The organism is Marinobacter gelidimuriae, from assembly GCF_000372805.1.
Classification (GTDB): domain Bacteria; phylum Pseudomonadota; class Gammaproteobacteria; order Pseudomonadales; family Oleiphilaceae; genus Marinobacter; species Marinobacter gelidimuriae.
The window spans coordinates 18,810-40,138 of record NZ_KB889897.1 but is presented as its reverse complement, the minus strand read 5'-3'; the positions used below and the strand labels follow the sequence as shown (position 1 = coordinate 40,138).

General features: G+C 54.7%; 19 protein-coding genes. 12 read left to right on the top strand and 7 right to left on the bottom strand.

From position 1 onward, the window contains the following. Window positions 1–10: 10 nt before the first annotated feature. From nosZ to A3OI_RS0111855, 5 genes are all read left to right on the top strand, one after another. Window positions 11–1,909 carry a TAT-dependent nitrous-oxide reductase gene (nosZ, locus tag A3OI_RS0111875; RefSeq protein WP_040475047.1) on the top strand — a complete coding sequence of 633 codons (1,899 nt, stop codon included), beginning with the start codon at window positions 11–13 and terminating at the stop codon, window positions 1,907–1,909. A 213-nt stretch (window positions 1,910–2,122) separates the two neighbouring features. Further along, window positions 2,123–3,421, top strand: a complete 1,299-nt coding sequence (locus A3OI_RS0111870; RefSeq protein WP_018404486.1) for a nitrous oxide reductase family maturation protein NosD — start codon at window positions 2,123–2,125, stop codon at window positions 3,419–3,421. Further along, window positions 3,418–4,350 (top strand): ABC transporter ATP-binding protein, encoded by a 933-nt coding sequence (locus tag A3OI_RS0111865; RefSeq protein ID WP_018404485.1) that lies wholly within the window; start codon window positions 3,418–3,420, stop codon window positions 4,348–4,350. The genes A3OI_RS0111870 and A3OI_RS0111865 overlap by 4 nt, the downstream gene beginning before the upstream one ends. Then, window positions 4,347–5,177, top strand: coding sequence for an ABC transporter permease (locus A3OI_RS0111860; protein WP_018404484.1), 831 nt, complete (start codon window positions 4,347–4,349; stop codon window positions 5,175–5,177). The genes A3OI_RS0111865 and A3OI_RS0111860 overlap by 4 nt, the downstream gene beginning before the upstream one ends. 91 nt (window positions 5,178–5,268) lie before the next feature. Beyond that, window positions 5,269–5,856, top strand: a complete 588-nt coding sequence (locus A3OI_RS0111855) for a nitrous oxide reductase accessory protein NosL (protein WP_018404483.1) — start codon at window positions 5,269–5,271, stop codon at window positions 5,854–5,856. A 370-nt stretch (window positions 5,857–6,226) separates the two neighbouring features. Here A3OI_RS0111855 and moaA read toward each other — a convergent pair whose 3' ends face one another. After that, window positions 6,227–7,219, bottom strand: coding sequence for a GTP 3',8-cyclase MoaA (gene moaA, locus A3OI_RS0111850; protein WP_018404482.1), 993 nt, complete (start codon window positions 7,217–7,219; stop codon window positions 6,227–6,229). A gap of 213 nt (window positions 7,220–7,432) precedes the next feature. On the opposite strand from moaA, the gene A3OI_RS0111845 reads away from it, so the two are divergent. The 3 genes from A3OI_RS0111845 to A3OI_RS0111835 all read left to right on the top strand — a co-directional run bounded on the left by A3OI_RS0111845 (window position 7,433) and on the right by A3OI_RS0111835 (window position 8,425). Beyond that, a complete protein-coding gene (locus tag A3OI_RS0111845) occupies window positions 7,433–7,648 on the top strand; it encodes a hypothetical protein (protein ID WP_018404481.1) in 216 nt (71 codons plus the stop codon). Window positions 7,649–7,721: 73 nt separating this feature from the next. After that, the gene (locus A3OI_RS20025) at window positions 7,722–7,964 is read left to right on the top strand and encodes a DUF454 family protein (RefSeq protein ID WP_228702964.1); all 243 of its coding nucleotides are present in this window, start codon (window positions 7,722–7,724) and stop codon (window positions 7,962–7,964) included. A 23-nt stretch (window positions 7,965–7,987) separates the two neighbouring features. Next, window positions 7,988–8,425, top strand: coding sequence for an RrF2 family transcriptional regulator (locus A3OI_RS0111835; RefSeq protein WP_018404479.1), 438 nt, complete (start codon window positions 7,988–7,990; stop codon window positions 8,423–8,425). On the opposite strand, the gene A3OI_RS0111830 is transcribed toward A3OI_RS0111835, so the two are convergent. From A3OI_RS0111830 to tmpT, 5 genes are all read right to left on the bottom strand, one after another. Further along, window positions 8,418–9,887, bottom strand: a complete 1,470-nt coding sequence (locus tag A3OI_RS0111830) for a WS/DGAT/MGAT family O-acyltransferase (protein WP_018404478.1) — start codon at window positions 9,885–9,887, stop codon at window positions 8,418–8,420. The two genes, A3OI_RS0111835 and A3OI_RS0111830, sit on opposite strands and share 8 nt — an antisense overlap. Window positions 9,888–10,019: 132 nt before the next feature. Continuing rightward, complete coding sequence (locus tag A3OI_RS0111825) at window positions 10,020–11,591, bottom strand: SpoVR family protein (RefSeq protein WP_018404477.1); 1,572 nt, start codon at window positions 11,589–11,591, stop codon at window positions 10,020–10,022. Beyond that, window positions 11,588–12,883, bottom strand: a complete 1,296-nt coding sequence (locus tag A3OI_RS0111820; protein WP_018404476.1) for a YeaH/YhbH family protein — start codon at window positions 12,881–12,883, stop codon at window positions 11,588–11,590. Before A3OI_RS0111820 ends, A3OI_RS0111825 begins: the two co-directional genes overlap by 4 nt. A gap of 58 nt (window positions 12,884–12,941) precedes the next feature. Then, the gene (locus A3OI_RS0111815; protein WP_018404475.1) at window positions 12,942–14,864 is read right to left on the bottom strand and encodes a PrkA family serine protein kinase; all 1,923 of its coding nucleotides are present in this window, start codon (window positions 14,862–14,864) and stop codon (window positions 12,942–12,944) included. Window positions 14,865–15,094: 230 nt separating this feature from the next. Next, window positions 15,095–15,754, bottom strand: coding sequence for a thiopurine S-methyltransferase (gene tmpT, locus A3OI_RS0111810; protein ID WP_018404474.1), 660 nt, complete (start codon window positions 15,752–15,754; stop codon window positions 15,095–15,097). A 131-nt stretch (window positions 15,755–15,885) separates the two neighbouring features. On the opposite strand from tmpT, the gene A3OI_RS0111805 reads away from it, so the two are divergent. The 4 genes from A3OI_RS0111805 (at window position 15,886) to A3OI_RS0111790 (ending at window position 19,945) form a co-directional block, all read left to right on the top strand. Beyond that, on the top strand, window positions 15,886–17,385 hold the full coding sequence (locus A3OI_RS0111805) for a COG3014 family protein (RefSeq protein WP_018404473.1): 1,500 nt from the start codon (window positions 15,886–15,888) through the stop codon (window positions 17,383–17,385). Window positions 17,386–17,434: 49 nt separating this feature from the next. Further along, window positions 17,435–17,839: a YcfL family protein gene (locus A3OI_RS0111800; RefSeq protein WP_018404472.1), complete on the top strand. Its 405-nt coding sequence runs from the start codon at window positions 17,435–17,437 to the stop codon at window positions 17,837–17,839. Between the two features lie 9 nt (window positions 17,840–17,848). Further along, complete coding sequence (gene lpoB, locus A3OI_RS0111795; RefSeq protein ID WP_018404471.1) at window positions 17,849–18,451, top strand: penicillin-binding protein activator LpoB; 603 nt, start codon at window positions 17,849–17,851, stop codon at window positions 18,449–18,451. A 156-nt stretch (window positions 18,452–18,607) separates the two neighbouring features. Then, on the top strand, window positions 18,608–19,945 hold the full coding sequence (locus A3OI_RS0111790; protein WP_018404470.1) for a YihY/virulence factor BrkB family protein: 1,338 nt from the start codon (window positions 18,608–18,610) through the stop codon (window positions 19,943–19,945). A gap of 88 nt (window positions 19,946–20,033) precedes the next feature. On the opposite strand, the gene A3OI_RS0111785 is transcribed toward A3OI_RS0111790, so the two are convergent. Continuing rightward, window positions 20,034–21,263, bottom strand: a complete 1,230-nt coding sequence (locus A3OI_RS0111785; RefSeq protein WP_018404469.1) for a DUF445 domain-containing protein — start codon at window positions 21,261–21,263, stop codon at window positions 20,034–20,036. Window positions 21,264–21,329 lie beyond the last annotated feature (66 nt).

Genomic DNA, 21,329 nt, shown 5'->3' with positions numbered 1-21,329 from the left:
GTTGAGCATCATGAGCAAAGACCATGAGCAAGGTCATAAAGAACTGGCGAAAACGGAACATCTCGGCCTGAGTCGCCGGCGTTTTCTGGGTGCCACCGCGGTGGCTGGCGTAGCCGGTGTGGCCGGTCTGGGCGGCGCAGTCATGAGCCGTGAGGCTTTTGCGGCCGCCGCCAAAGAAGCACGCAATAACATTGACGTGGGTCCGGGCGAGCTGGATGAGTACTACGGTTTCTGGAGTGGTGGTCAGTCCGGTGAAGTCCGGGTAATGGGCGTACCGTCGATGCGCGAGCTTATTCGCATTCCTGTTTTTAATCTGGACGGCGCCATTGGTTGGGGTATTACCAACGAGAGTAAAGATGTGTTGGGACATGACAACACATTGCTGAACGGCGATTCCCACCACCCGCATATTTCCATGACGGATGGCCGTTACGACGGCAAATATCTGTTCATTAATGACAAGGCAAACTCCCGCGTAGCGCGTATTCGCCTGGACATTATGCGCTGTGACAAAATCACAACTGTTCCTAACGTGCAGGCTATTCACGGCTTGCGTTTGCAGAAAGTGCCCTATACCAAGTACGTATTCTGCAACGCCGAATTCGTGATTCCGCATCCGAACGACGGCAGTGATTTCTCGCTGGAAAACAGCTTCACCATGTTTAACGCGCTAGACGCGGAGACCATGGAAATGGCCTGGCAGGTGATTGTTGACGGCAACCTGGACAACACCGACGCTGACTATACCGGTAAATACGCGGCATCTACATGCTACAACTCGGAAAAAGCCGGGGATTTGGCCGGTACCATGCGCAACGACCGCGACTGGGTGGTAGTGTTTAACGTTGAGCGTATTGAGCAAGCGGTTAAAAACGGCGAGTTCAAAACTCTGGGCGATTCCAAAGTGCCCGTGGTGGATGGCCGCGGTAAATCCAAGCTGACCCGATACATTCCGGTGCCGAAGAACCCGCACGGCGTGAATACCTCACCGGATGGCAAGTACTTCATTGCCGCCGGCAAGCTGTCGCCAACCTGTTCGGTGATTGCCATCGACAAGCTGGACGATGTGTTTAACGACAAAATCGAGCTGCGTGACGTGATTGTCGCAGAACCGGAGCTGGGTCTTGGGCCTCTGCACACCACGTACGACGGCCGTGGCAACGCCTACACCACGTTGTTTATTGATAGCCAGATCGTTAAGTGGAACATTGCCGACGCGATCAAGTACTATAATGGTGAAGACGTAAACTACCTGCGTCAGAAGCTAGACGTGCATTACCAGCCAGGCCATAACCACGCATCGCTGACCGAAACCCGCGATGCGGATGGTAAGTGGTTGGTGGTACTGTCGAAGTTCTCCAAAGACCGGTTCTTGCCAGTAGGGCCATTGCACCCAGAAAACGATCAGCTGATTGATATTTCCGGGGATGAAATGAAGTTGGTTCACGACGGCCCCGCGTACGCTGAGCCGCACGATTGCATTCTTGTGCGTCGCGATCAGATCAAAACCCAGAAAATCTACAGCCGCGATGACCCTTTCTTTGCCAGTGCCCGCGAGCAGGCGAAGAAAGACGGTGTCACGCTGGAAGGCGATAACAAGATAATCCGCGACGGTAATAAGGTTCGCGTTTACATGACGTCTGTGGCGCCGATGTTTAACACAACCGAGTTCAAGGTTAAGCAGGGCAATGAGGTGACGGTTTACGTTACCAACCTGGATACGATCGAGGACGTGACCCATGGTTTTTGCATGGTGAATCACGGGGTGCAGATGGAAATCAGCCCACAGCAGACATCGTCGGTGACCTTTATCGCTGATAAGCCAGGCGTGCACTGGTACTACTGCAACTGGTTCTGCCATGCGCTGCATATGGAGATGCGTGGACGAATGATGGTCGAAAAGGCCTGATGTAGTGTTTGGCCGGAGCCCCGTTTTGGGGCTTCGGCTTTTTACAATGTTTCGGAGGAATATGACACTGGAAGAACGCCTTTCAAAACACGCTTAAGCACATCCATGTGGCGCTTGAGCTCCGCCATCCATGGCTCCGCACAGTTTTGAAAGGCGTTCTTCCAGTGTCATACCCAACTTTGGCGACTGTTAGCCATATCGAGAACTGATTTGATGCACCACATTTTGCGTTTAGTGGCGGTTTTTACCGTCGCTTTGCTATCGCTAACCGCACAAGCGGATATCCAGCAACAGCTGGATGCGCTGGAACCGGGGGCGGTTTTTGAGCTGCCGCCTGAACAGCTTTCACCGATCGTTATCCGGGTGGCGGATGTGACGGTTCGCTGCCATGCCAATACGGTGATTGATGGCGGTGGTGAGGGCAGAACCGTTCATATTGTGGCGACAGGGGTGACGTTTAGCGGCTGCACGGTGCGTAACTGGGGGGCGGACCTTAATAAGCTGGACGCGGCGATTTTTGTGGCCCGTGAGGCTCAGGGCGTTACGGTCGCGGATAATAATCTGCAAGGTTCGGCTTTTGGGGTGTGGCTGGATGCTACGCCGGATGCGACGGTTATTGGCAATGTGATTCGTGGCGATGCCAGTATGCGTTCCAACGATCGGGGCAATGGCATTCATTTGTTCAACACTCAGGGCGCGTTGATTGAAGGCAATGACATTCGCCAGACTCGTGATGCGATTTATATTGAAACTTCCAACAACAACCGCATTCGCAATAATGTGATGGCCGATTTGCGCTACGGCATCCATTACATGTATTCGATGGATAACCTGCTGGAAAACAACGTTACCCGTAACACGCGCACCGGATATGCGTTGATGATGAGCAAGCGACTGACGGTGCTGAATAATCGTTCCGAGAACGATGAGAATTACGGCATTCTGATGAATTTTATTACCCAGTCTGAGCTGCGGGGCAATGTGGTTACCGGTGTGTCCAAGGGGCAGTTTGCCGGGGCGGCGATGTCGGGTGCCGAGGGTAAGGCGGTGTTTATTTACAACTCTTTGTACAACACGTTTACCGATAACGTGTTTGCCAACAGCAATATTGGTATTCACTTAACCGCCGGCTCGGAAGACAACACCATGTTCAACAATGCCTTCGTGAATAACCAGCGCCAGGTGAAGTATGTGGCCACCCGCACCCAGGAGTGGTCGAAAGACGGCGTGGGTAATTACTGGAGTGACTATCTGGGCTGGGATCGTAACCAGGACGGCATCGGCGACGTTCCTTACGAGCCTAATGACAACGTCGATCGTCTGTTGTGGACCTATCCGGAAGCCAAGGTGCTGATGTTCAGCCCGGCGGTGGATACCCTGCGCTGGGTGCAGGACGCGTTCCCGGTGATCAAGGCCGCCGGGGTTCAGGATTCCCATCCACTGATGTATCCACCTGAGCCTGAACGTGTTCCATCGGCTGTTTCTAACCCGAATTCTGCGGAGCCGCAATGAGCTGTTTTCGTCTTGAAAATGTCAGTTACCGTTACGACAAAGCCACCGTGCTGCAGGGTGTGGATTTGCGCCTGGAGCCTGGGGAAATTCTGGGCCTGTTTGGCCATAACGGTGCCGGTAAAACCACCACCATCAAGCTGATTCTTGGTCTTATGCAGCCGGTAGGGGGTTCTTTGTCAGTGCTGGATGGCAGTGCGGGCGATTCACAGGTAACCCGGCACATCGGCTATTTGCCAGAAAACGTCATGTTCTATCCGCAGCTGACCGGCCGTGAAATTCTGGCGCACTTTGCCCGCCTGAAAGGCGCGGACTTACGCCAGGTGCCAGAGTTGCTGACTCAGGTTGGGTTAGACGATGCCATGGACGGGCGGGTGAAAACCTACTCGAAAGGCATGCGCCAACGCTTGGGCCTGGCTCAGGCGTTATTGGGAAAACCCAAGCTGTTGATGTTGGACGAGCCCACGGTGGGGCTTGACCCAGTCGCGACCGCCGATCTGTACCGGCTGCTGCGCACCTTGTGCGATAGCGGAACCGGCATTGTGCTTTGTTCCCACGTGTTGCCAGGTGTGGAGCCTTACATCGACCGCGCGGCGATTCTGACCGACGGCGCCTTAAAGGCCACCGGCAATCTGGAAGCGCTGCGGCGCCAAGCTAATATGCCGGTCACTTTAATGCTGGAGTCAACGGGAACTCTGGATTCCCTGGAAAACGCCATTCGCCAGTGCAACGGCGTCACCAGACCGGTGATGAAAAACATCAACAACCGATTGCAGGTAGACGTACGCCCCGCCGATAAAATGCCACTGCTGACGGCACTGATGGCCTCCGGCGAAGTAGCGGACGTGGGCATTCATCAGCCCACCCTGGAAGACATTTACGTGCACTTTATTGGCTACGGTGGCCTGGCTCACCGCGGAGGTGTGCAATGAACAGCGTATGGACCATCGCCCGTAAAGAGCTTAGCGACAGCTTGCGTAACCGCTGGCTGCTGGCCATTGCCATGGTGTTTGCTGTTCTGGCCGTGGGCATCGCCTGGTTTGGTGCGGCTGCGTCTGGTCAGGTTGGCTACGCCTCCACCCCAGCGACCATCGCCAGCTTGGCCAGCCTGGGCATATTCCTGATTCCGCTGATCGCGCTGCTGCTGGCCTACGACGCTATTGTCGGCGAAGACGAAGGCGGCACTTTATTGCTGCTGATGACCTATCCCCTTAGCCGCGGCCAGTTGTTGTTCGGCAAGTTTCTGGGCCACGGCCTGACCTTGGCATTTGCCACGATTCTGGGTTTTGGCGTCGCGGGTATTGCCATTGCGGTGCTGGTAGAAGACGTAGGCATTACAAGCTTGGCACTGGCGATGCTGCGCTTTATTGGCTCTACCATTTTGCTGGGCTGGGGCTTTATTGCTCTGGCTTATGTGGTGAGCGTGCGCGCCAGCGAGAAGCCGGTTGCCGCGGGCCTGGCCTTGGCGATCTGGTTCTTCTTTGTGCTGGTGTTTGATTTGCTGCTACTGGGCTCACTGGTGGCCAGCGAAGGCAAGCTAAACCCGGAACTGCTGCCCTGGTTGCTGATGCTGAACCCGACAGATATCTACCGTTTGTTGAATATTCTGGCCTTTGGTGAGGGTCGTCAGCTCAGTGGCGTACTGAGTCTCGGCAACGACTTGCCCATCGGCCAAAGCGGCCTTTGGCTGGGGCTGGTGCTGTGGTGTGTTGCACCCTTGACCCTCGCCTGGGCGTTATTCCGTAAGCGCCGGATTTGAAATTCTGTGCATGTGTTTCTAGTTATCGTCTCTTAAAACGGCCATTTAAAATTGCCATTAAAAACTGTTTCTTAAAATGGAGTTTTGCCAAATGATTATTGATAACGACGGCCGCTGGTTTGCCAAGGTGCCCGCTCTGGGATTGTTGCTCTTGCTCGCGGTTTTTTTTGCGCTGACAGGTTGTTCCGAGCCGGAGCAGGTTGTCACCGAAAAGCCGGCGGCTGTGCACTTTGAAGATGGCGAAGAGTGCCATGTTTGCGGCATGGCTATTACGGCTTTTCCTGGACCTAAGGGCGAAGTAATCACCGAGAAAAACCAGCAAGTCCACAAGTTCTGCTCTACAAAAGACATGTTTTCATGGGTGTTACAGCCAGAAAATGTAAAGCGCGATCACACTCTGTACGTTCACGACATGGCGCAATCCGAATGGGACAGTCCGGATGATGCGGCGCTAATCGATGCCCGCGAGGCGTTTTACGTGATTGGCTCCGAGCGGAAAGGCGCCATGGGCCCCACGCTGGCGTCGTTTGCAGACAGCACGGCTGCCAACGGCTTTGCCGCTGAATTTGGTGGTCAGGTAAAAGCGTTTGCTGACATTACAATGTCCGACCTGAATGCTGCCAGCCCAGCTGCTATGGATCATGGCTCTATGGGGCAAGGCTCCCAAAACACGCCTTAAAACGTCCCTGTGCGGCTTGGGCTCCGCCATCCATGGCTCCGCACAGTTTTGTGAGGCGGCTCCAACCGTCCCCTTTCGGCCTCTGTGTTTTCACCATTTTTTACTGACAACAGCTTTGAAATGATTACCTCTGCTTAGATCTTTCCAGCAATACTCTGCGCAGCTCTTCGCCCGTTGAGTATAGGTCGGGCAGGTTGCCGACGGTTTTGCACAGGTCGTGGGTGTCGAAGCCGGCGGCGTTCTGCTCGAATGATTCTACCCGGTGGCCGCGCAGAATCTGCAGGTTCTCTGCTTTGGGGTGCTGTGTTAATGCGTCAGCCAGGGTGCCGGTAAGCAGACTGCCACCGAAGGCATCGTTGGCCTGGCCACCCTAGCCGCCGGTCATGTTCATAAAGCGCAGCACCTGCACCTCACCGTTGATGGAAAAGTGGTGTTTTTCCGGTTTCAGATCCATCGCCTGGGCGATGGCATCTTGCAGGCGTTGGTCAGAAATGGGGTTGGCGCGCAGCACTCGTCGCAGATCCACGGAGTGTTCGTTGCCCAGACACAGCAGAAGGCGGCCTTCCACAGTGATCCGCACCCGATTGCACGTGGAGCAGAAGTTGTGGGAATGGGGTGAAATAAAACCGACCTGAATCGGGCTGTCTGCCATGCGGTAATAGCGCGCCGGGCCACCGGAGTCTGCGGTGGAAGGAATCAGGTCGTGATGGCGGGTAATGATCTCGCGCACTTCGTCGCTGGTGCAAAGAGCTTCGCCGCGATCGTGTTCGGAAATCTCACCCAGGGGCATTTCTTCGATAAAGGTGATGTCTACCTGCTTGCGGCGGGCGTACTCAACCAGTTCGGGTACGTCCTGATCATTTCGGCCTTTCATCACTACCGTGTTCAGTTTAATGCCACGGAAGCCGGCCTCGCAGGCGGCGTCTATGCCGTCAAGCACCTTTGACAGTTTGCCTGTGCGGGTAATGCTTCGAAATTTTTCGGCGTCTAGCGAATCCAGGCTGATGTTCAGGCGATGAAGCCCTGCTTTGCGCAGTGGTTCTGCCATGGAAGACAGCTGGTTACCGTTGGTCGTCATGGCGAAATCACGCAGGCCATAACTACCGATTTCTTTCACCAGATCAACGATGCCCTTTCGCACCAGTGGTTCACCACCAGTCAGGCGGATTTTTTCGGTGCCCAGCTCCATAAAATTGCACGCCAGCCTGGCGATTTCTTCCAGGGTGAGTACCTGTTGGCGGGGCAGGAAGGTCATGTCTTCCGCCATGCAATAAACACAGCGAAAGTCGCAGCGGTCGGTCACCGATAAACGTACATAATTGATGGTGCGCCCGAAGCGATCTGTCAGCTTATTGTTGGACATCGGCACAGTTCCCGTAGCAGCCAGTTCGAATCTTTTATAAAGTTATAGCACAGATTATCGCAGACTGGAGCGTAAAATCCGATACCCCCAGCGGGGTAACTTTGCCTGACTTTTGAGTGCACATCACTTAGATCATTCGCAGGTCAGAAAAGATTGTGCTTTTCTTAAAGATAACTATAAAATAGATCTTTAAAGGTAGCCGAGGGTAAAAAGATGGAAAAGATGCTGTTTCGTGCCAATAGCGCAATTGTCTGGTCGGTGCTGGGTCTGCTGGTGACCGTTGTTCTAGCGTATCCTTTGGCGGGCCGGTTGCCAATGATGCTGCAGATTCTGGCCCACATTGGCACCTTGCTGTTCGCGCTGGGTATCAAAATTGCCTACATTGTGCGGCTGGTTTTTCTGAGCCGTTTGGGCAGACCGGTCCACTGATCAACGTTATACTGAAGCCATCGTTTAATGGTTGTGAGATCAGCACTATGAGTAACCATTATCGCAAAGCCGGATTCCGTATACTCGCGTATATCTCGACGCTTTTCGGTTAGATAATCATCCTAAGTTTGGCCCCGTTATTTTGCAGTGGCGCACCCGCCAAGCCGTTCCGGCCAGCGCCAAAGTGCTGGCCTGCTCGATGATGACGCTAAGCTGGGGGTTTTTGTTCTGGGGCGGCGCGAAGCCGTTGGTTTTGATGATAGTGGGGATTACGCTGGTGGCTGTTGCATGCTATTTGCTGACCCGTCCAACTTAGATGCACGCTAGCTGGAGTTGTTTATGCACATCACCCGTTACACCGATTATTCGCTGCGAGTGCTGGTTTACCTGGCGGCTTGTGGTGACCGGCTGGTTACCATTCAGGACGTAGCCGATGCCTATGATATTTCCAAAAACCACCTGATGAAGGTGGTGCACCAGCTCAACCTTAAGGGCTACATAGAAACAGTGAGAGGCAAAAACGGTGGTATGCGGCTGCGACGTCAACCCAGTTCCATCAATATTGGTGCTTTAGTGCGCGATACCGAGCCGGATTTCAATTTGGTGGAGTGCTTTTCCGCGAACAATCAGTGTTGCATTACCCCGGTTTGCGGTTTGCAATCGATGTTACGGGAAGCCTTACAAGCCTTTTTAGCGACCCTGGATACCTACACCCTCGCCGATATGGTGCGCCAGCCACAGCAATCGCAGTTGCTGCGGCTGCTGCAAATCAGCTAGCGTCGCTTTTCACCGCAGGCTTCTTTTTCGCGGCCGTTCTAGGTTTGCGTGGGCTGGGTTTTTTCTTTGGCGGTAACAGCAGAGCTCTGAGCTCTTCCAATGCTTCCCCGGTATACACCGCCAACTTCTGCATGCTGGGTAAGGTGTCGCGGCAACCGGTGAAACCAAAGTTCAACGATCCGGCATAGCTCAGGCAAGTAATGTTCAGCGCCCCGCCGTGGGTGATCAGCGACACCGGATACATGGCTTCCAGTTTGGCGCCTTCGTAATAAAGATCTTCGGTGGGCCCCGGAACGTTGGAGATGGTTACGTTAAATACTGGCCGCATGCGCCCGCCCAAACCAGACATCAGCTGCAATATGTAGGGCGACATCAGCATCATGGTGTATTGGGTCAACGCTTTCTTGGGCAACTTTTGCAAGTGCTCTTTGGCCTTGCACGAAGATTCCTTGATGTATTTCAGGCGCGTTAACGGGTCAGGTTCGTTGGTGGCCAGGGCGGCAATCATGAAACTGATCTGGGTGCCGGTGCCCTCGTCATCCGCCGGGCGAATGTTGACCGGTATGCCTGCTGTTAACGATGTTTCAGGCAAGTCGTCCTGTTCCAGCAGAAAACGCCGCAGCGCTGTGCCGCATAAATACAGCACAATGTTGTTCATCGAGCTGCCCGAAGCCCGGGCCATGGCTTTCATATCTTCCAACTGATATTGCTGGGTGGCGAAGCGGCGCTGGCCGGTAACCCGGTGATTGATTTTGGAAACCGGCCCGGTGAAGGGCGCTGTCAGGCCGTCTTCCGGATGGCGTACCGAGTGAATCAGGCGATTGCTGGCCTGCCACAGCCGCGGCGCCAAATCCAACTGCAGTTTAAGGGCTCCCATAGCTTGGGAGATGGCCCCCGGCACGCTGGCTTCGCTGTCGGTCTTGTTGCCGCGCCGGCTTTCCGGGCGTACTGACCAGGGTGGCAGCATGTCGCGCTCGTCGGGGGATTTGCTCAGCACCCTTTGCATCAGGCGCACGCCGCTGATGCCGTCAATCATGCAGTGGTGCATCTTTGTGTACAGGGCAAAACGGTTGTGTTCCAGCCCTTCGATCATGTGGCATTCCCACAGCGGCCGCGACAGGTCCAGTGGATTGGAGTGCAGGCGCGATACCAGTATCCCCAGTTCGCGTTCACCGCCGGGTTTTGGCAGGGCCGAGTGGCGTACGTGGTAATCCAGATCAATGTGTTTGTCGTGCTTCCAGGTGGGCGCCAGAACGCGGCCCAGAAAGCTTGGCCATACAAGCTTGCAGCCCCAGGGGAGCTCAACATTACCGGCTTGCTTCATGCTTTTGACCAAGTCGCCCGCGAATGTAGAAGGGGCGTTGTCGGGCAGGCTGAAAATTTGCAAGTTGCCCACGTGCATGGGGGTATCGTCAGACTCGACCGCTAGCCAAGACGCGTCCAATGTTGCCAGGCGTTTCATTCCGTGCGCACCCCTACTGTATCTGGAACATGAAAAAAGGGCGGAAAACCCTCACTCATCAGTATATGAGGTACTGTCACGATAAACGAATGCTGACACAAGAAAATTCTGCAGAAACGGCCAGCCTTGTCATCAACCACTTACTGCTGCCGCAGGACACTGATATTCATTCATCACCGTGCCTTCACTGACGCTTTGCAGGTGCACATCAAAGCCCCAAAGCCGGTGTATGTGGCGCAGCACTTCTTCGCTGTCGTCCGCTAACGGCCGACGTTCATTCACAATGTGGCGCAGGGTCAGCGAGCGGTCGCCACGCAAGTCCACATTCCACACCTGAATATCCGGCTCGCGACTGCTTAGATTGTATTGCCGCGCCAACTTTTCACGCAGTGTGCGGTACCCGGTTTCATCGTGAATGGCGGTCACCAGGTAAACGTCTTCTTCGTCGTCGTTTTCAATGGCAAACAGTTTTAAATCGCGCATCACTTTGGGCGACAGAAACTGCTGGATGAAACTCTCGTCTTTGAAGTTTTTCATGGCGAAATGCAGGGTTTCCCGCCAATCGGAGCCGGCAATGTCCGGGAACCATTCGCGATCTTCGTCTGTGGGCTGCTCACAAAGTCGGCGTAAGTCGGTGAAGATCGCAAACCCCAGGGTGTAAGGGTTTATGCCGGAATAATAGCGGCTGTTGAACGGTGGTTGGTACACCACCGCGGTATGGCTAGCCAGCAGTTCCAGCATAAAACCGTCGGTTACCAGCCCTTTGTCGTACAGCGCGTGAATCAGGGTGTAGTGCCAGAAAGTTGCCCAGCCTTCGTTCATCACCTGGGTTTGCCGCTGTGGATAAAAATACTGACCCAGTTTGCGCACAATGCGAATAATTTCCCGCTGCCAGGTTTCCAGCAAAGGCGCGTTCTTTTCAATGAAATACAGAATGTTTTCCTGGGGCTCCTCCGGGAAACGCTTTTTCTTACTTTCGGGGTCGCTGTCATCGGTGGGCAGGGGAATGGTGCGCCACAAATCGTTGATGCGGCGTTGCTGATATTCTTCGCGCTCGGTCTGGCGCAGCTTTTCCTCGCCGGCGGAAATGGGCGATGGCCGCTTGTAGCGATCCACCCCGTAGTTCATCAGTGCGTGGCAGGAGTCCAGCACTTCCTCCACCGCGTCTACACCGTGGCGCTCCTCACATTCAGCGATGTAATGGCGGGCAAATACCAGGTAATCAATAATTGCGCTGGCGTCGGTCCAGGTGCGAAACAGGTAGTTGCCTTTGAAGAAAGAGTTGTGGCCATAGCAGGCGTGGGCAATCACCAACGCTTGCATAGGCAGGGTGTTCTCTTCCATCAGGTAGGCAATACACGGGTCTGAGTTGATGACGATTTCATAGGCCAGCCCCATTTGCCCGCGCTGGTAACCTTTTGAGGTATTGAGGAACTGCTTGCCGAACGACCAGTGGTTGTAGCCTACCGGCATGCCCACAGAGCTGTAAGCGTCCATCATCTGTTCGGCGCTGATCACCTCTACCTGATTGGGGTAGGTGTCCAGGCCGAATTCAGCTGCACATTTTGCGATTTCTTCGTCGTAGCGCTGGATCAGGTCAAATGTCCATTCTGACCCGGTCGAAATCGGCTCCCGCACTTTTACCGCCTTGGGCGGTTCGGGCGGGCTGTCAACGCGCGGTGCGCGGTCGTCGTGTTCACTCATGCGGCTTTCCTCTCGAACAGCCGGCGGAAGACCGGGTAAATATCGCTGGCATCGGCAATTTGCTGCATCGCGAATGCGTGCGGGAAGCGCGCCAGAATCTTCTCGTATTCGTACCAGAGCATCTGGTGGTTCTGGGGCGTAATCTCGATGTAGGCGTAATACTGCACCAGCGGAAGCAGCCGGTCTGTTAACAGTTTGCTGCACACCGGGGAGTCGTCATTCCAGTTGTCGCCGTCGGATGCCTGGGCGGCGTAAATGTTCCACTCGGCCGGTGAATAGCGGCTGTCGATGATTTTCTGCATCAGCTTCAGGGCGCTGGACACAATGGTTCCGCCGGTTTCCCGCGAATAGAAAAACTCTTCTTCGTTCACTTCTTTGGCGCTGGTGTGGTGGCGAATAAACACCACGTCGATTTTTTTGTAGTTCTTCTGCAAGAATAGGTACAGCAAAATAAAGAAGCGTTTAGCGATTTCTTTGTGGGTTTGCGTCATAGAGCCTGACACGTCCATCAGACAGAACATCACCGCGCTGGTGGCCGGTTGCGGTTGCTTCAGGTGCTGGCGGTAGCGCAAGTCGATTTCGTCAATAAACGGAATGCGCTTCACGTTGGTTTTCAGCCGTGCGATTTCTTCTTCCAGAACCTGAATCTGGTCGGCGTGGCTGAACGCAGCGTCCAGATCATCCGGCGCGATTTTCAGTGCTGCGAGCTGCTCTTCCAGTTCGCGGATTTTACGTCGGCGGGCTCCACTTAAGCCCAGGCGGCGAGCGTGGGCCCCGCGTAGAGAACGAATAACATCCAGCTTGGCGGGCACCCCTTGGGTGCTGAAGCCAGAACGCACGTATTTGAACGATTCGGTGTCTTTCAGGCGTTTGCGCACCAGATTGGGCAGCGCCAAATCGTCAAACAGGAAGTTCAGGAACTCTTCCTGAGTAATCTGAAAGGCGAAGTCATCCATTCCCTCGCCATCTTGGCTGGCCTGGCCATTGCCTTGCCCCTGTCCGCCACCGTCGGGCGGTTTGGGAAGGGTGTCGCCTGCCAGAAACTCCTGATTGCCGGGGTGCACCACTTCCTGGCGCCCGCCCTGGCCGTGGTGAAAAATCGGTTCCTGAATGTCGCGGTTGGGAATGCTCACGCTTTCCCCGTGCTCCACATCGGTAATGGAGCGTTTTTTCACCGCTTCAGCCACGGCCTTCTTTATGTGATGGCGATAACGGCGCAGGAATCGTTCCCGATTCACTGCGCTTTTGTTTTTACCGTTCAGACGTCGGTCAATAATGTGGGTGCTTCCCATAACGCTTCCCTCTATGCAGTACGCTATGCAGTGCGCTATACAGTGCGTCCGCTATCGGTTAATGGGATTTGCGAACCCGCAGGTACCACTCGGCCAGCAACCGCACCTGTTTCTCGGTATAGCCGCGGTCTATCATCCGGTCAACGAACTGCTTGTGCTTTTTCTGGTCTTCGTTATTGGCTTTGGGATTGAATGAAATCACCGGCAGCAGGTCTTCGGTGTTCGAGAACATTTTCTTCTCGATCACACTGCGCAGTTTTTCATAGCTCAGCCAGGAAGGGTTGTCGCCCTGGTTATTGGCACGGGCGCGCAGCACAAAGTTGACTACCTCGTTGCGGAAATCTTTGGGGTTGCTGATGCCCGCCGGCTTCTCGATTTTCTCCAGTTCTTCGTTAATAGAGGCTCTGTCCAGAATTTCCCCGGTGTCCGGGTCGCGGAATTCCTGGTCTTGAATCCACAGGTCGGCATAGGTGACGTAGCGGTCGAACAGGTTCTGGCCGTATTCGCTGTAGCTTTCCAGATACGCAGTCTGAATTTCTTTACCAATAAACTGCACGTAGTGGGGCGCCAGGAATTCCTTGATGTAGCGTAGGTAGCGCTCCTGGATTTCGGGCTGGAACTGTTCCTGTTCAATCTGCTTTTCAATCACATACAGCAGATGCACCGGGTTGGCGGCGACTTCGTTGGTGTCGAAGTTGAACACTTTCGACAGGATCTTGAAGGCGAAACGGGTGGACAGGCCATCCATGCCTTCATTCACACCGGCCGCATCGCGGTATTCCTGAATCGATTTGGCCTTGGGGTCGGTGTCTTTGATGTTCTGGCCATCGTAGACCCGCATTTTCGAGAAAATACTGGAATTGTCCGGGTCTTTTATGCGTGACAGCACAGAGAACTGGGCCAGCATGTCCAGGGTGTCCGGCGCGCAGGGCGCACCCGCCAGGGAACTGTGTTCCAGCAGTTTGCGATAGATATCAACCTCTTCGGTTACCCGCACGCAGTAGGGCACTTTCACAATGTACACACGGTCCAGGAAGGCTTCGTTGTGTTTGTTGTTGCGAAAGGTTTGCCATTCGGATTCGTTAGAGTGAGCCAGGATAACGCCATCAAAGGGCACAGAACCCATGCCTTCGGTGGTGTTGTAGTTGCCTTCCTGGGTGGCGGTCAGCAGCGGGTGCAGAACTTTGATGGGCGCCTTGAACATCTCTACAAATTCAAGCAAGCCCTGGTTGGCTTTGCACAGGCCGCCGCTGAAACTGTATGCGTCTGGGTCATCCTGGGAATAGTCTTCCAGCATGCGGATATTCACTTTGCCCACCAGGGCGGAAATATCCTGGTTGTTGTCGTCGCCCGGTTCGGTTTTGGATACGCCTACCTGGTCCAGAATGGACGGATAACGTTTCACCACTCGGAACTGGCTGACGTCGCCGCCAAATTCGTGCAGGCGCTTCACGGCCCAAGGCGACATGATGCTTTTCAGATAACGCGGGGGGATGCCGTATTCTTCGTGCAGAATTTCGGTGTCTTCGGCTGGATCAAACAAGCCCAGTGGTGACTCGTTAACCGGGGAACCCTTGATGGCGTAAAATGGCACCTTTTGCACCAGGGATTTAAGCTTTTCTGCCAGTGACGATTTACCACCGCCTACCGGGCCCAGCAGGTATAAAATCTGTTTCTTTTCCTCTAGCCCTTGGGCGGCATGGCGGAAGAAAGACACGATGTTTTCCACCGCTTCTTCCATGCCGTAGAATTCGGAAAATTCCGGGTAGCGTTTGATCATTTTGTTGGAAAAGATACGCGACAACCGGGTATCGCGTGAGGTGTCTATCAGTTCGGGTTCGCCAATAGCCAGTAATAAACGCTCGGAAGCGCTGGCATAAGCGCCGGGGTCGTTTTTGCAGATCTCCAGGTATTCCTCTAGAGAAAACTCTTCTTCTTGAGTCCTTTTATAACGGTTTTTGTACTGTTGCAGAATGCTCATGGATGCCCCTCGCTTGCAATGGTTTAGCCGTTCGTAACGCGTATTCCTTATCAGTGTGTTGTTGCCGCCCGCCTGGGCCGGACTGCCCGCAGCTCGACGTGCGTGCTATGGCTAGTTATAGGGTTGTTTTTTGTTTTTGGCCTACTTATCGGAAGCTTAGTTTAACTTCGACGGTTTGGACAGTGGCTTAACGGTAGCGGTTCCGTGGCCAAAACGATAAATTCGCCCAATCAGCGTTTGTGTAGCCGGAACACACTTTCCGTGGCGCCACCCAGGCCTTTGCGTTTGGCGAAGGGGTCGTCTTTTGCCATGTTATCCTGGCGCAGGCGCTCAACGGCAAAGTCATCGCAGAACAGTTCGTACACCTCGTTGTCCGTCACGTTGAACGGCGGCCCGGTCATTTCACTGCCGTCGTAATCCAGGGTAATCAGCAACATGCCGCTGCCCTCAGGCAAGATGGCGCTCAGGTGGCTGGCATAGCGCTGGCGCATAGACGGTGGCAGGGCGATTAGCGCGGCACGGTCGTATACCCAGCGCACGTTTTCTACGTCCGCCGGGGATAGCTGAAAAAAGTCACCGCACCACAATTCCAGGGTGTCGTCATGGCGGAAGCGGGTAAACGGCGAACCGGGTGTTACCATTGCTTTTTCGCCGGCTTCTTCAAAAAAATCTTTGCAGGCAATGCTGCTGAGTTCTACGCCCAGAATGGGATGGCCGCGATCGTGAAGCCACCAGAGATCATGGGATTTACCGCACAGCGGTACCAGAACCTGGCTTTTTTCCGGCCCTGTCAGGTCTGGCCAGTGCTCGTGTAAATAGTGATTGACCGACTTTTGGTGGAATCCGATTTCTTTGCGTTCCCAGCGGGCATGCCAGAATTCATAATCCATAATCTTGCCTTTTGCGATTGGTTTTTGACGTGTGGAGCAGAATTTCGCCGTATGATGATATTAGGAATAGTATCAGTATAGGCAAAATCGGGCGGCCCCGGCCGCACCTTTTAAGCTCAAGGAGTGTTTGAGTGGAAGTTGTGTTTCGTTTTTTGGTGGCCGCTTTTCTAGCAACGCTGATGGCGGGGTGTTCTTCGTTCCAGCAAAAAAATCAGATGGACGCTTTTAATGATGCTTACGCGGTAGGCGATTATGACCTTGCGTTGCAAACGGTGAGTTTTAAAACCGCCAAGGGTAAGGCTGTAGATACCGATGAACATTTGCTGGACTTGTTGCATCAGGCCGAGCTATACCGTTTGTTGGGTCGCTATCAGGAGGCCACAAATACCTATGATTTGGCTGAAGAGGGTATGAAGAACCTGGACCTGGCTAATATCCTGGAAAAGTCTTCCACAGCTTTTATGGCGTTGATGGTGAACGACTCCGAGCGCGATTATCAAGCGCTGATGTCGGAGGCGATTCTCGTCAACACCTACAAGGGCCTGGCGTTTCTGGCTGAGGGCAATAACGAATTTGCACGTGTCGAGTTTAATCGGGCGGATGACCGCACACGGCGTGCGGTTGAATACTTCAGTAAGGAAATCGCCGAACAGCGGGAGGCGCTGAACCAGCAGGCGCAGAGCGGGCAAAACACGGCCGCCATGGTTCGCAACAGCCTGAATAACCAAAGCCTGCGCAATGCGGTGTCGCAGCGCTATGAGGTAGAGTCTGAGTGGTCGGTGCTGCCCGAGTTTATTGTGCCGGCCAGCACCTATTTGCATGGCATTTACTTCCTGGCCAACGCCAGTAGCCGTGCCGATTACGAGAAGGCCGCCACGTCCCTCACACGTGTTGCCGCGATGAACAGGGCAAGCGATGTTCTGCAGCGTGACGCCAAACTTGCCGAGGCGCTGGCCGCTGGCAGGCAGTCGATGGCTGAACTGGCCCCACAGGTGTGGGTTCTTTATGAAAACGGCCTGGGCCCGGTATTGGAAGAGACCCGGATTGATGTGCCTTTGCTTATATTTCATGGTAGCCAGCAGGCACCCGCTTACTTTGGCATTGCACTGCCCAGATACAGAGGTCGCGCGGCTGTTCCGGGGAGCCTCGGCGTACTTGCCGGCGCTGACATCGCTGTGCAAACAGAACGTATATCAGACATGGGGTCGGTGATTCGCACTGAAATGAAAGAGCGGTTCCCCGGTGTTCTGGCACGGGCAGTGTCGTCTGCCGTGATAAAAGCGGTCATCCAGAACGAAGCCGCAGAAAAGTTTGGCGTGTGGGGTCAGCTCGGTGCTGCCGCGCTGACCATTGCCACAACCCAGGCTGATTTGCGCAGCTGGCAGGCCTTGCCCAACCACTGGCAGGCCGCTCGGATCGATCGCCCCGAGAGTGGTAAACTAACGCTAACAGGCACAAATGGCCATTCTTTGGGTACTATTATGATACCTGACCAGCCGTTTACTCTGCTTTACGTTAAACGGCCCACTTTGGCTGGCCCAGCCAGTGTCGTCGCGCTTGATTTGCAAGGGCGTAACCCGGCATCAACGGTGCAATTGTCGGGGAAGGATTTGCTGACAGCCACTTACTGAGCCCAGTCAGGGCCGAGCCATGAGAATCCAGGCTATGAGGACCCAAGCTATGAGATTTCAAAAACAGATCATCGCCTTTAGTTGTGCGCTGGTATTGGCCGGTTGTGCTATCCAGCCACCCGCCGAAACAGCGGCTGCAATCGACCGCGAGCAACTTCAGATCGACCCGGAAGTAAACTATTTTGTGGCCGTAACAGAGCTGCTAAGCCAGCGCATTGCTCAGCCTGGCGGAGAGACCCTGTTGCAAATCCAGTACGCTGTTGAGGCACGCTCCAACGGCGATCTGGCTTGGAAAGTGACCTGGTTTGATCCCAACGGCATGGCCGTAAAAGGCGTTGGCGAGGGCTATCGAAAAGTCTCGCTATTAACCGGTCAAACCCGTTATTTCACCGCAACGGCGCCCCACGCCCGCGTTACCGATTATCAGCTCCATCTTCGTGAGCCTCAGCAATAAGGATTCTGTATGTTCAAACTTCCCATTGTGTTTTGTGTCAGCATGCTCATGCTTGCCGGCTGTGCGACGCCTACCCGATATATCGACCCGGCTGCTGACGATGGCCCTGTGACCATGACCATGGATTACCGGGATTTCGAAAAAGCGGCCACCGAGGCCGTTGATGACATGCTTGCCAGCGGCGCCGTTAGTAAACCCAATGGCGAGCGTTACATCATGGTGGTCAGTCGCGTTACCAATGACACCATGCAGCGTATCGACACAGATCAGCTCACCAAGAAGATCCGTGTGGCGCTGCTGCGCTCCGGCAAAGTTGTGACCACTACAGCGGTAGGCCTTGATGGTGCTGAAGATGAAATGAGCGCGCGCGTGCGCGAGCTGCGTGATTCTGAAGAGTTTGACCAGACGGGTGTGCAACGCAAAGGCACTTTGATAGCGCCAGACCTGAGCCTGTCGGGCAAAATTCTGCAGCGCAATCACAAAGCAGGTAAAGAGCAGCAAGTGGAATATTACATTCAGCTGTCACTGACCGAACTGGCTACCGGCCTGGCAACCTGGGAGGTAGAAACGCCCATTATCAAGCGCGGACCCAATGACGCCGTTTCCTGGTAAACGGCTGCGGCTGAAGGTGCCGTTTCTTGTGCACCAGCGGCCGGTTTTCCCCCCGGCACTCATTTGAGCCATACTTGAATCTGCATGCCCCTGCTTCAGGCATGGGCGCTTTCACACTCTGGTACACGCCGGCACATTCTGGCAACGGGACGACAAGTGGCTTCTCTTCAGATACAAGAACGTCTTGCCGCTGCTGGAAAATGGATACTGGCAAATCCTAATCCGCCGCAAAACTGGCCCTGGACCTGGCTCTATAAAACCGGGCGTTCGCTGTACGCGCTGATTCGTGACTTTATCAGCGGCCAGCTTACTCTTCACGCCATGAGCTTGGTTTACACCACGTTATTGAGCATTGTGCCGTTGCTGGCGCTAAGCTTTTCGGTGTTGAAGGCTCTGGGCGTGCATCAGAAAATGGAGCCATTCCTGTACCAGTTTTTCCAGCCGCTGGGGCCCGATGGCATCGAAATGGCAGAGCGCATTTTGGGCTTTGTGGACAATATGAAAGTGGGAGTGCTGGGCTCGGTGGGCCTGGCAATTCTGGTGTACACGGTGGTGTCGCTGGTGCAGAAAATAGAGCGCTCGTTTAATATGATCTGGCGGGTGCCACAGATGCGCTCTCTGGCGCAGCGCTTCAGTAACTATTTAAGCGTTATCATGGTGGGGCCGTTGCTGATGGTGTCCGCTATTGGTATCAGCGCCACCATTTTTTCCTCATCGTTTGTGCAAACCCTGATTGAGATAGAACCTTTCGGCTCGCTGATTTTACTGCTCAGCCGTTTTATACCGTTCTTCTTGGTGGTGGGAGCCTTCACGTTTGTGTATGCGTTTATTCCCAACACACGAGTGAAGTTACGTTACGCGTTTCTGGCAGGCCTGATTGCGGGTGTGTCCTGGCAGGCGGCCGGGATGCTGTTTGCGTCGTTCGTGGCCGGGTCTGCCAAATACGCCGCCATTTATTCCAGTTTTGCCATCGGCATTATCATGCTGATCTGGATCTATCTGAACTGGATGATACTGCTGCTGGGCGCCAGTTTGAGCTTTTACTTGCAGAATCCGGGCTCTGTGGCCAAGCGCCATCAGGTGCAGCTGGCGCCGGAGTTGCAAGAACATGTCGCCTTGGCGTTGATGTGGATGGTGGCCAAACCGTTTCACGAGGGCCGGCCCGCGCCGCGGCAGGAGGTGGTTGAGCATGAACTCCGAGTTCCGGGGGAGGTCACCCGTAATGTCAGTGACAAACTGATCCGCGCCAAACTGCTGACGCTGGCAGGTAGCCAGGGCGACTGCCTGCACCCGGCCAGGTCGCTGGAACGAATTTCAGTGGGCGACGTGCTGAAGGCCGTGCGTAACGATGAAGACAACGTGGTGGCCCGGTTGCCGGCGCTGCTGCCGAAAAGCCTGTTTGGCCGATCCACGAAGGGCGACGAGCTTACCTTCGCTGAACTGCTCGCTGGCGAATATGGCCAGCACCCGGTAACGCCGGATCAAGCAGTATAAATTGGCATTCAGGTTCCCGACCATCGTTTCTGTGTCTTCCACTGTCCCCCACATAGGCACTCAGCGTTTACCACTTTTGCGGGGTGGCCTACGCCAAGGCCTGCCCAAACACCAGAATCAGCTGGCCAATACCGGCCAACATACCCAGCGCCGCACCCACCAGAATCAGTTTGATTTCATCCTCCTGAAAGCACGGTCGCAGCAACTCCTGAAACTCGCCAGAAGACAACGTCATCATGCGCTCGACCATAATGGATTCAATGGCTCGCGCACGGTCTTTCTGAAAAGCCGGCTGGCTTAAGGAGCTGCGGGACAGCTCGACGGCTTTGCTTTCCAGCTGGTTGCGTAAGCTGGCTGCGGCAGCGGGCCCCAGGGCCATGTGAGCCAGAGTTTGATTGACCCCAGCGTCTGCGTTCAGCAGCGGCCGTAAATGCGCTTTGATGATGTCCAGCGCCTGCCCGCCCCGGGGGCCATCCAGTATGGCCTCTATAATACTGCCCACCGTGAGTATGTCGTGGGCCACAATGTGGCAGAAGGATTCGGCCACCTCTGGTTGACGTTTCAGAAACAGCCCCTGAATGCGCCAACGGCCAATTCGCACTGGGTACAGCGGGCGGAAAATAACGTTCAGGGCAATCCAGTTGGTGGCAAAGCCCACCAGCAAACCGCCCAGCGGTAGCACCCACCACACCGGAAATACGTACCACAGCAGCATCTGTAACAGGCCAAAGCCAAAACCCAGATACAGGCCTGACGTCACAATAAAGTGGAACTCACGGTAGCCGCAGGTCAGGAATATGCGGTTCAGTAGGGTTTTGTCGGCGGTGAGCCGGTCTATTACCATGGTTTTGATGTCTAACAGTTGTTCCGCGTTTTGTGCTATGTCGTCCATTACCTGCATCACCAGTGCGGGCAAGGCTTTGCGGGCGCGCTCGTACACCAGCCGTTTGGCTGGGCCTGGCAAGCTTTGCCACAACGCCGGCGACTCGCGCATCATCAACTCGTCTACGTAGCCTTCAAGTCGCGGGTTTATGGTGTGGATCAGTTGGGTGGCGAGTACGTTGGGGCCCAGCTGCTGAAAAATTTCTGGCACGGTGCCAATCTTGGCGATGGTGGCGTCTACGCTGATGAGCGCCATTTTGCGGGCTTTGGAGGGAATAATGCCTTGCCAGCCCAGGTACGGTGGCCAGCCGAAAAATTCGATGGGGTAAAAAGTCATCTTGATGGCCAGCCAGTTGGTGCCCCAGCCGATACAGGCCGCGATTACCGGGATACTGAGGTACTGCAGGAGTTCGATGGACGTGGTCAGGCCTGTCATCGGTGCATTTTACTTTTTTGACGTGTTCTGGGTATTTCGAATTTGGGAAAGCGCCTACGAGTTATC

Coding starts and splice junctions, on each gene's coding strand:
- lpoB (WP_018404471.1), top strand. CDS start 17,849: ATGTTCAAACTTCCCATTGTGTTTTGTGTCAGCATGCTCATGCTTGCC.
- A3OI_RS0111855 (WP_018404483.1), top strand. CDS start 5,269: ATGATTATTGATAACGACGGCCGCTGGTTTGCCAAGGTGCCCGCTCTG.
- A3OI_RS0111835 (WP_018404479.1), top strand. CDS start 7,988: ATGCACATCACCCGTTACACCGATTATTCGCTGCGAGTGCTGGTTTAC.
- A3OI_RS0111825 (WP_018404477.1), bottom strand. CDS start 11,591: ATGAGTGAACACGACGACCGCGCACCGCGCGTTGACAGCCCGCCCGAA.
- A3OI_RS0111865 (WP_018404485.1), top strand. CDS start 3,418: ATGAGCTGTTTTCGTCTTGAAAATGTCAGTTACCGTTACGACAAAGCC.
- A3OI_RS0111830 (WP_018404478.1), bottom strand. CDS start 9,887: ATGAAACGCCTGGCAACATTGGACGCGTCTTGGCTAGCGGTCGAGTCT.
- A3OI_RS0111870 (WP_018404486.1), top strand. CDS start 2,123: ATGCACCACATTTTGCGTTTAGTGGCGGTTTTTACCGTCGCTTTGCTA.
- A3OI_RS0111845 (WP_018404481.1), top strand. CDS start 7,433: ATGGAAAAGATGCTGTTTCGTGCCAATAGCGCAATTGTCTGGTCGGTG.
- nosZ (WP_040475047.1), top strand. CDS start 11: ATGAGCAAAGACCATGAGCAAGGTCATAAAGAACTGGCGAAAACGGAA.
- A3OI_RS0111860 (WP_018404484.1), top strand. CDS start 4,347: ATGAACAGCGTATGGACCATCGCCCGTAAAGAGCTTAGCGACAGCTTG.
- moaA (WP_018404482.1), bottom strand. CDS start 7,219: ATGTCCAACAATAAGCTGACAGATCGCTTCGGGCGCACCATCAATTAT.
- A3OI_RS0111785 (WP_018404469.1), bottom strand. CDS start 21,263: ATGACAGGCCTGACCACGTCCATCGAACTCCTGCAGTACCTCAGTATC.
- tmpT (WP_018404474.1), bottom strand. CDS start 15,754: ATGGATTATGAATTCTGGCATGCCCGCTGGGAACGCAAAGAAATCGGA.
- A3OI_RS0111800 (WP_018404472.1), top strand. CDS start 17,435: ATGAGATTTCAAAAACAGATCATCGCCTTTAGTTGTGCGCTGGTATTG.
- A3OI_RS0111815 (WP_018404475.1), bottom strand. CDS start 14,864: ATGAGCATTCTGCAACAGTACAAAAACCGTTATAAAAGGACTCAAGAA.
- A3OI_RS0111820 (WP_018404476.1), bottom strand. CDS start 12,883: ATGGGAAGCACCCACATTATTGACCGACGTCTGAACGGTAAAAACAAA.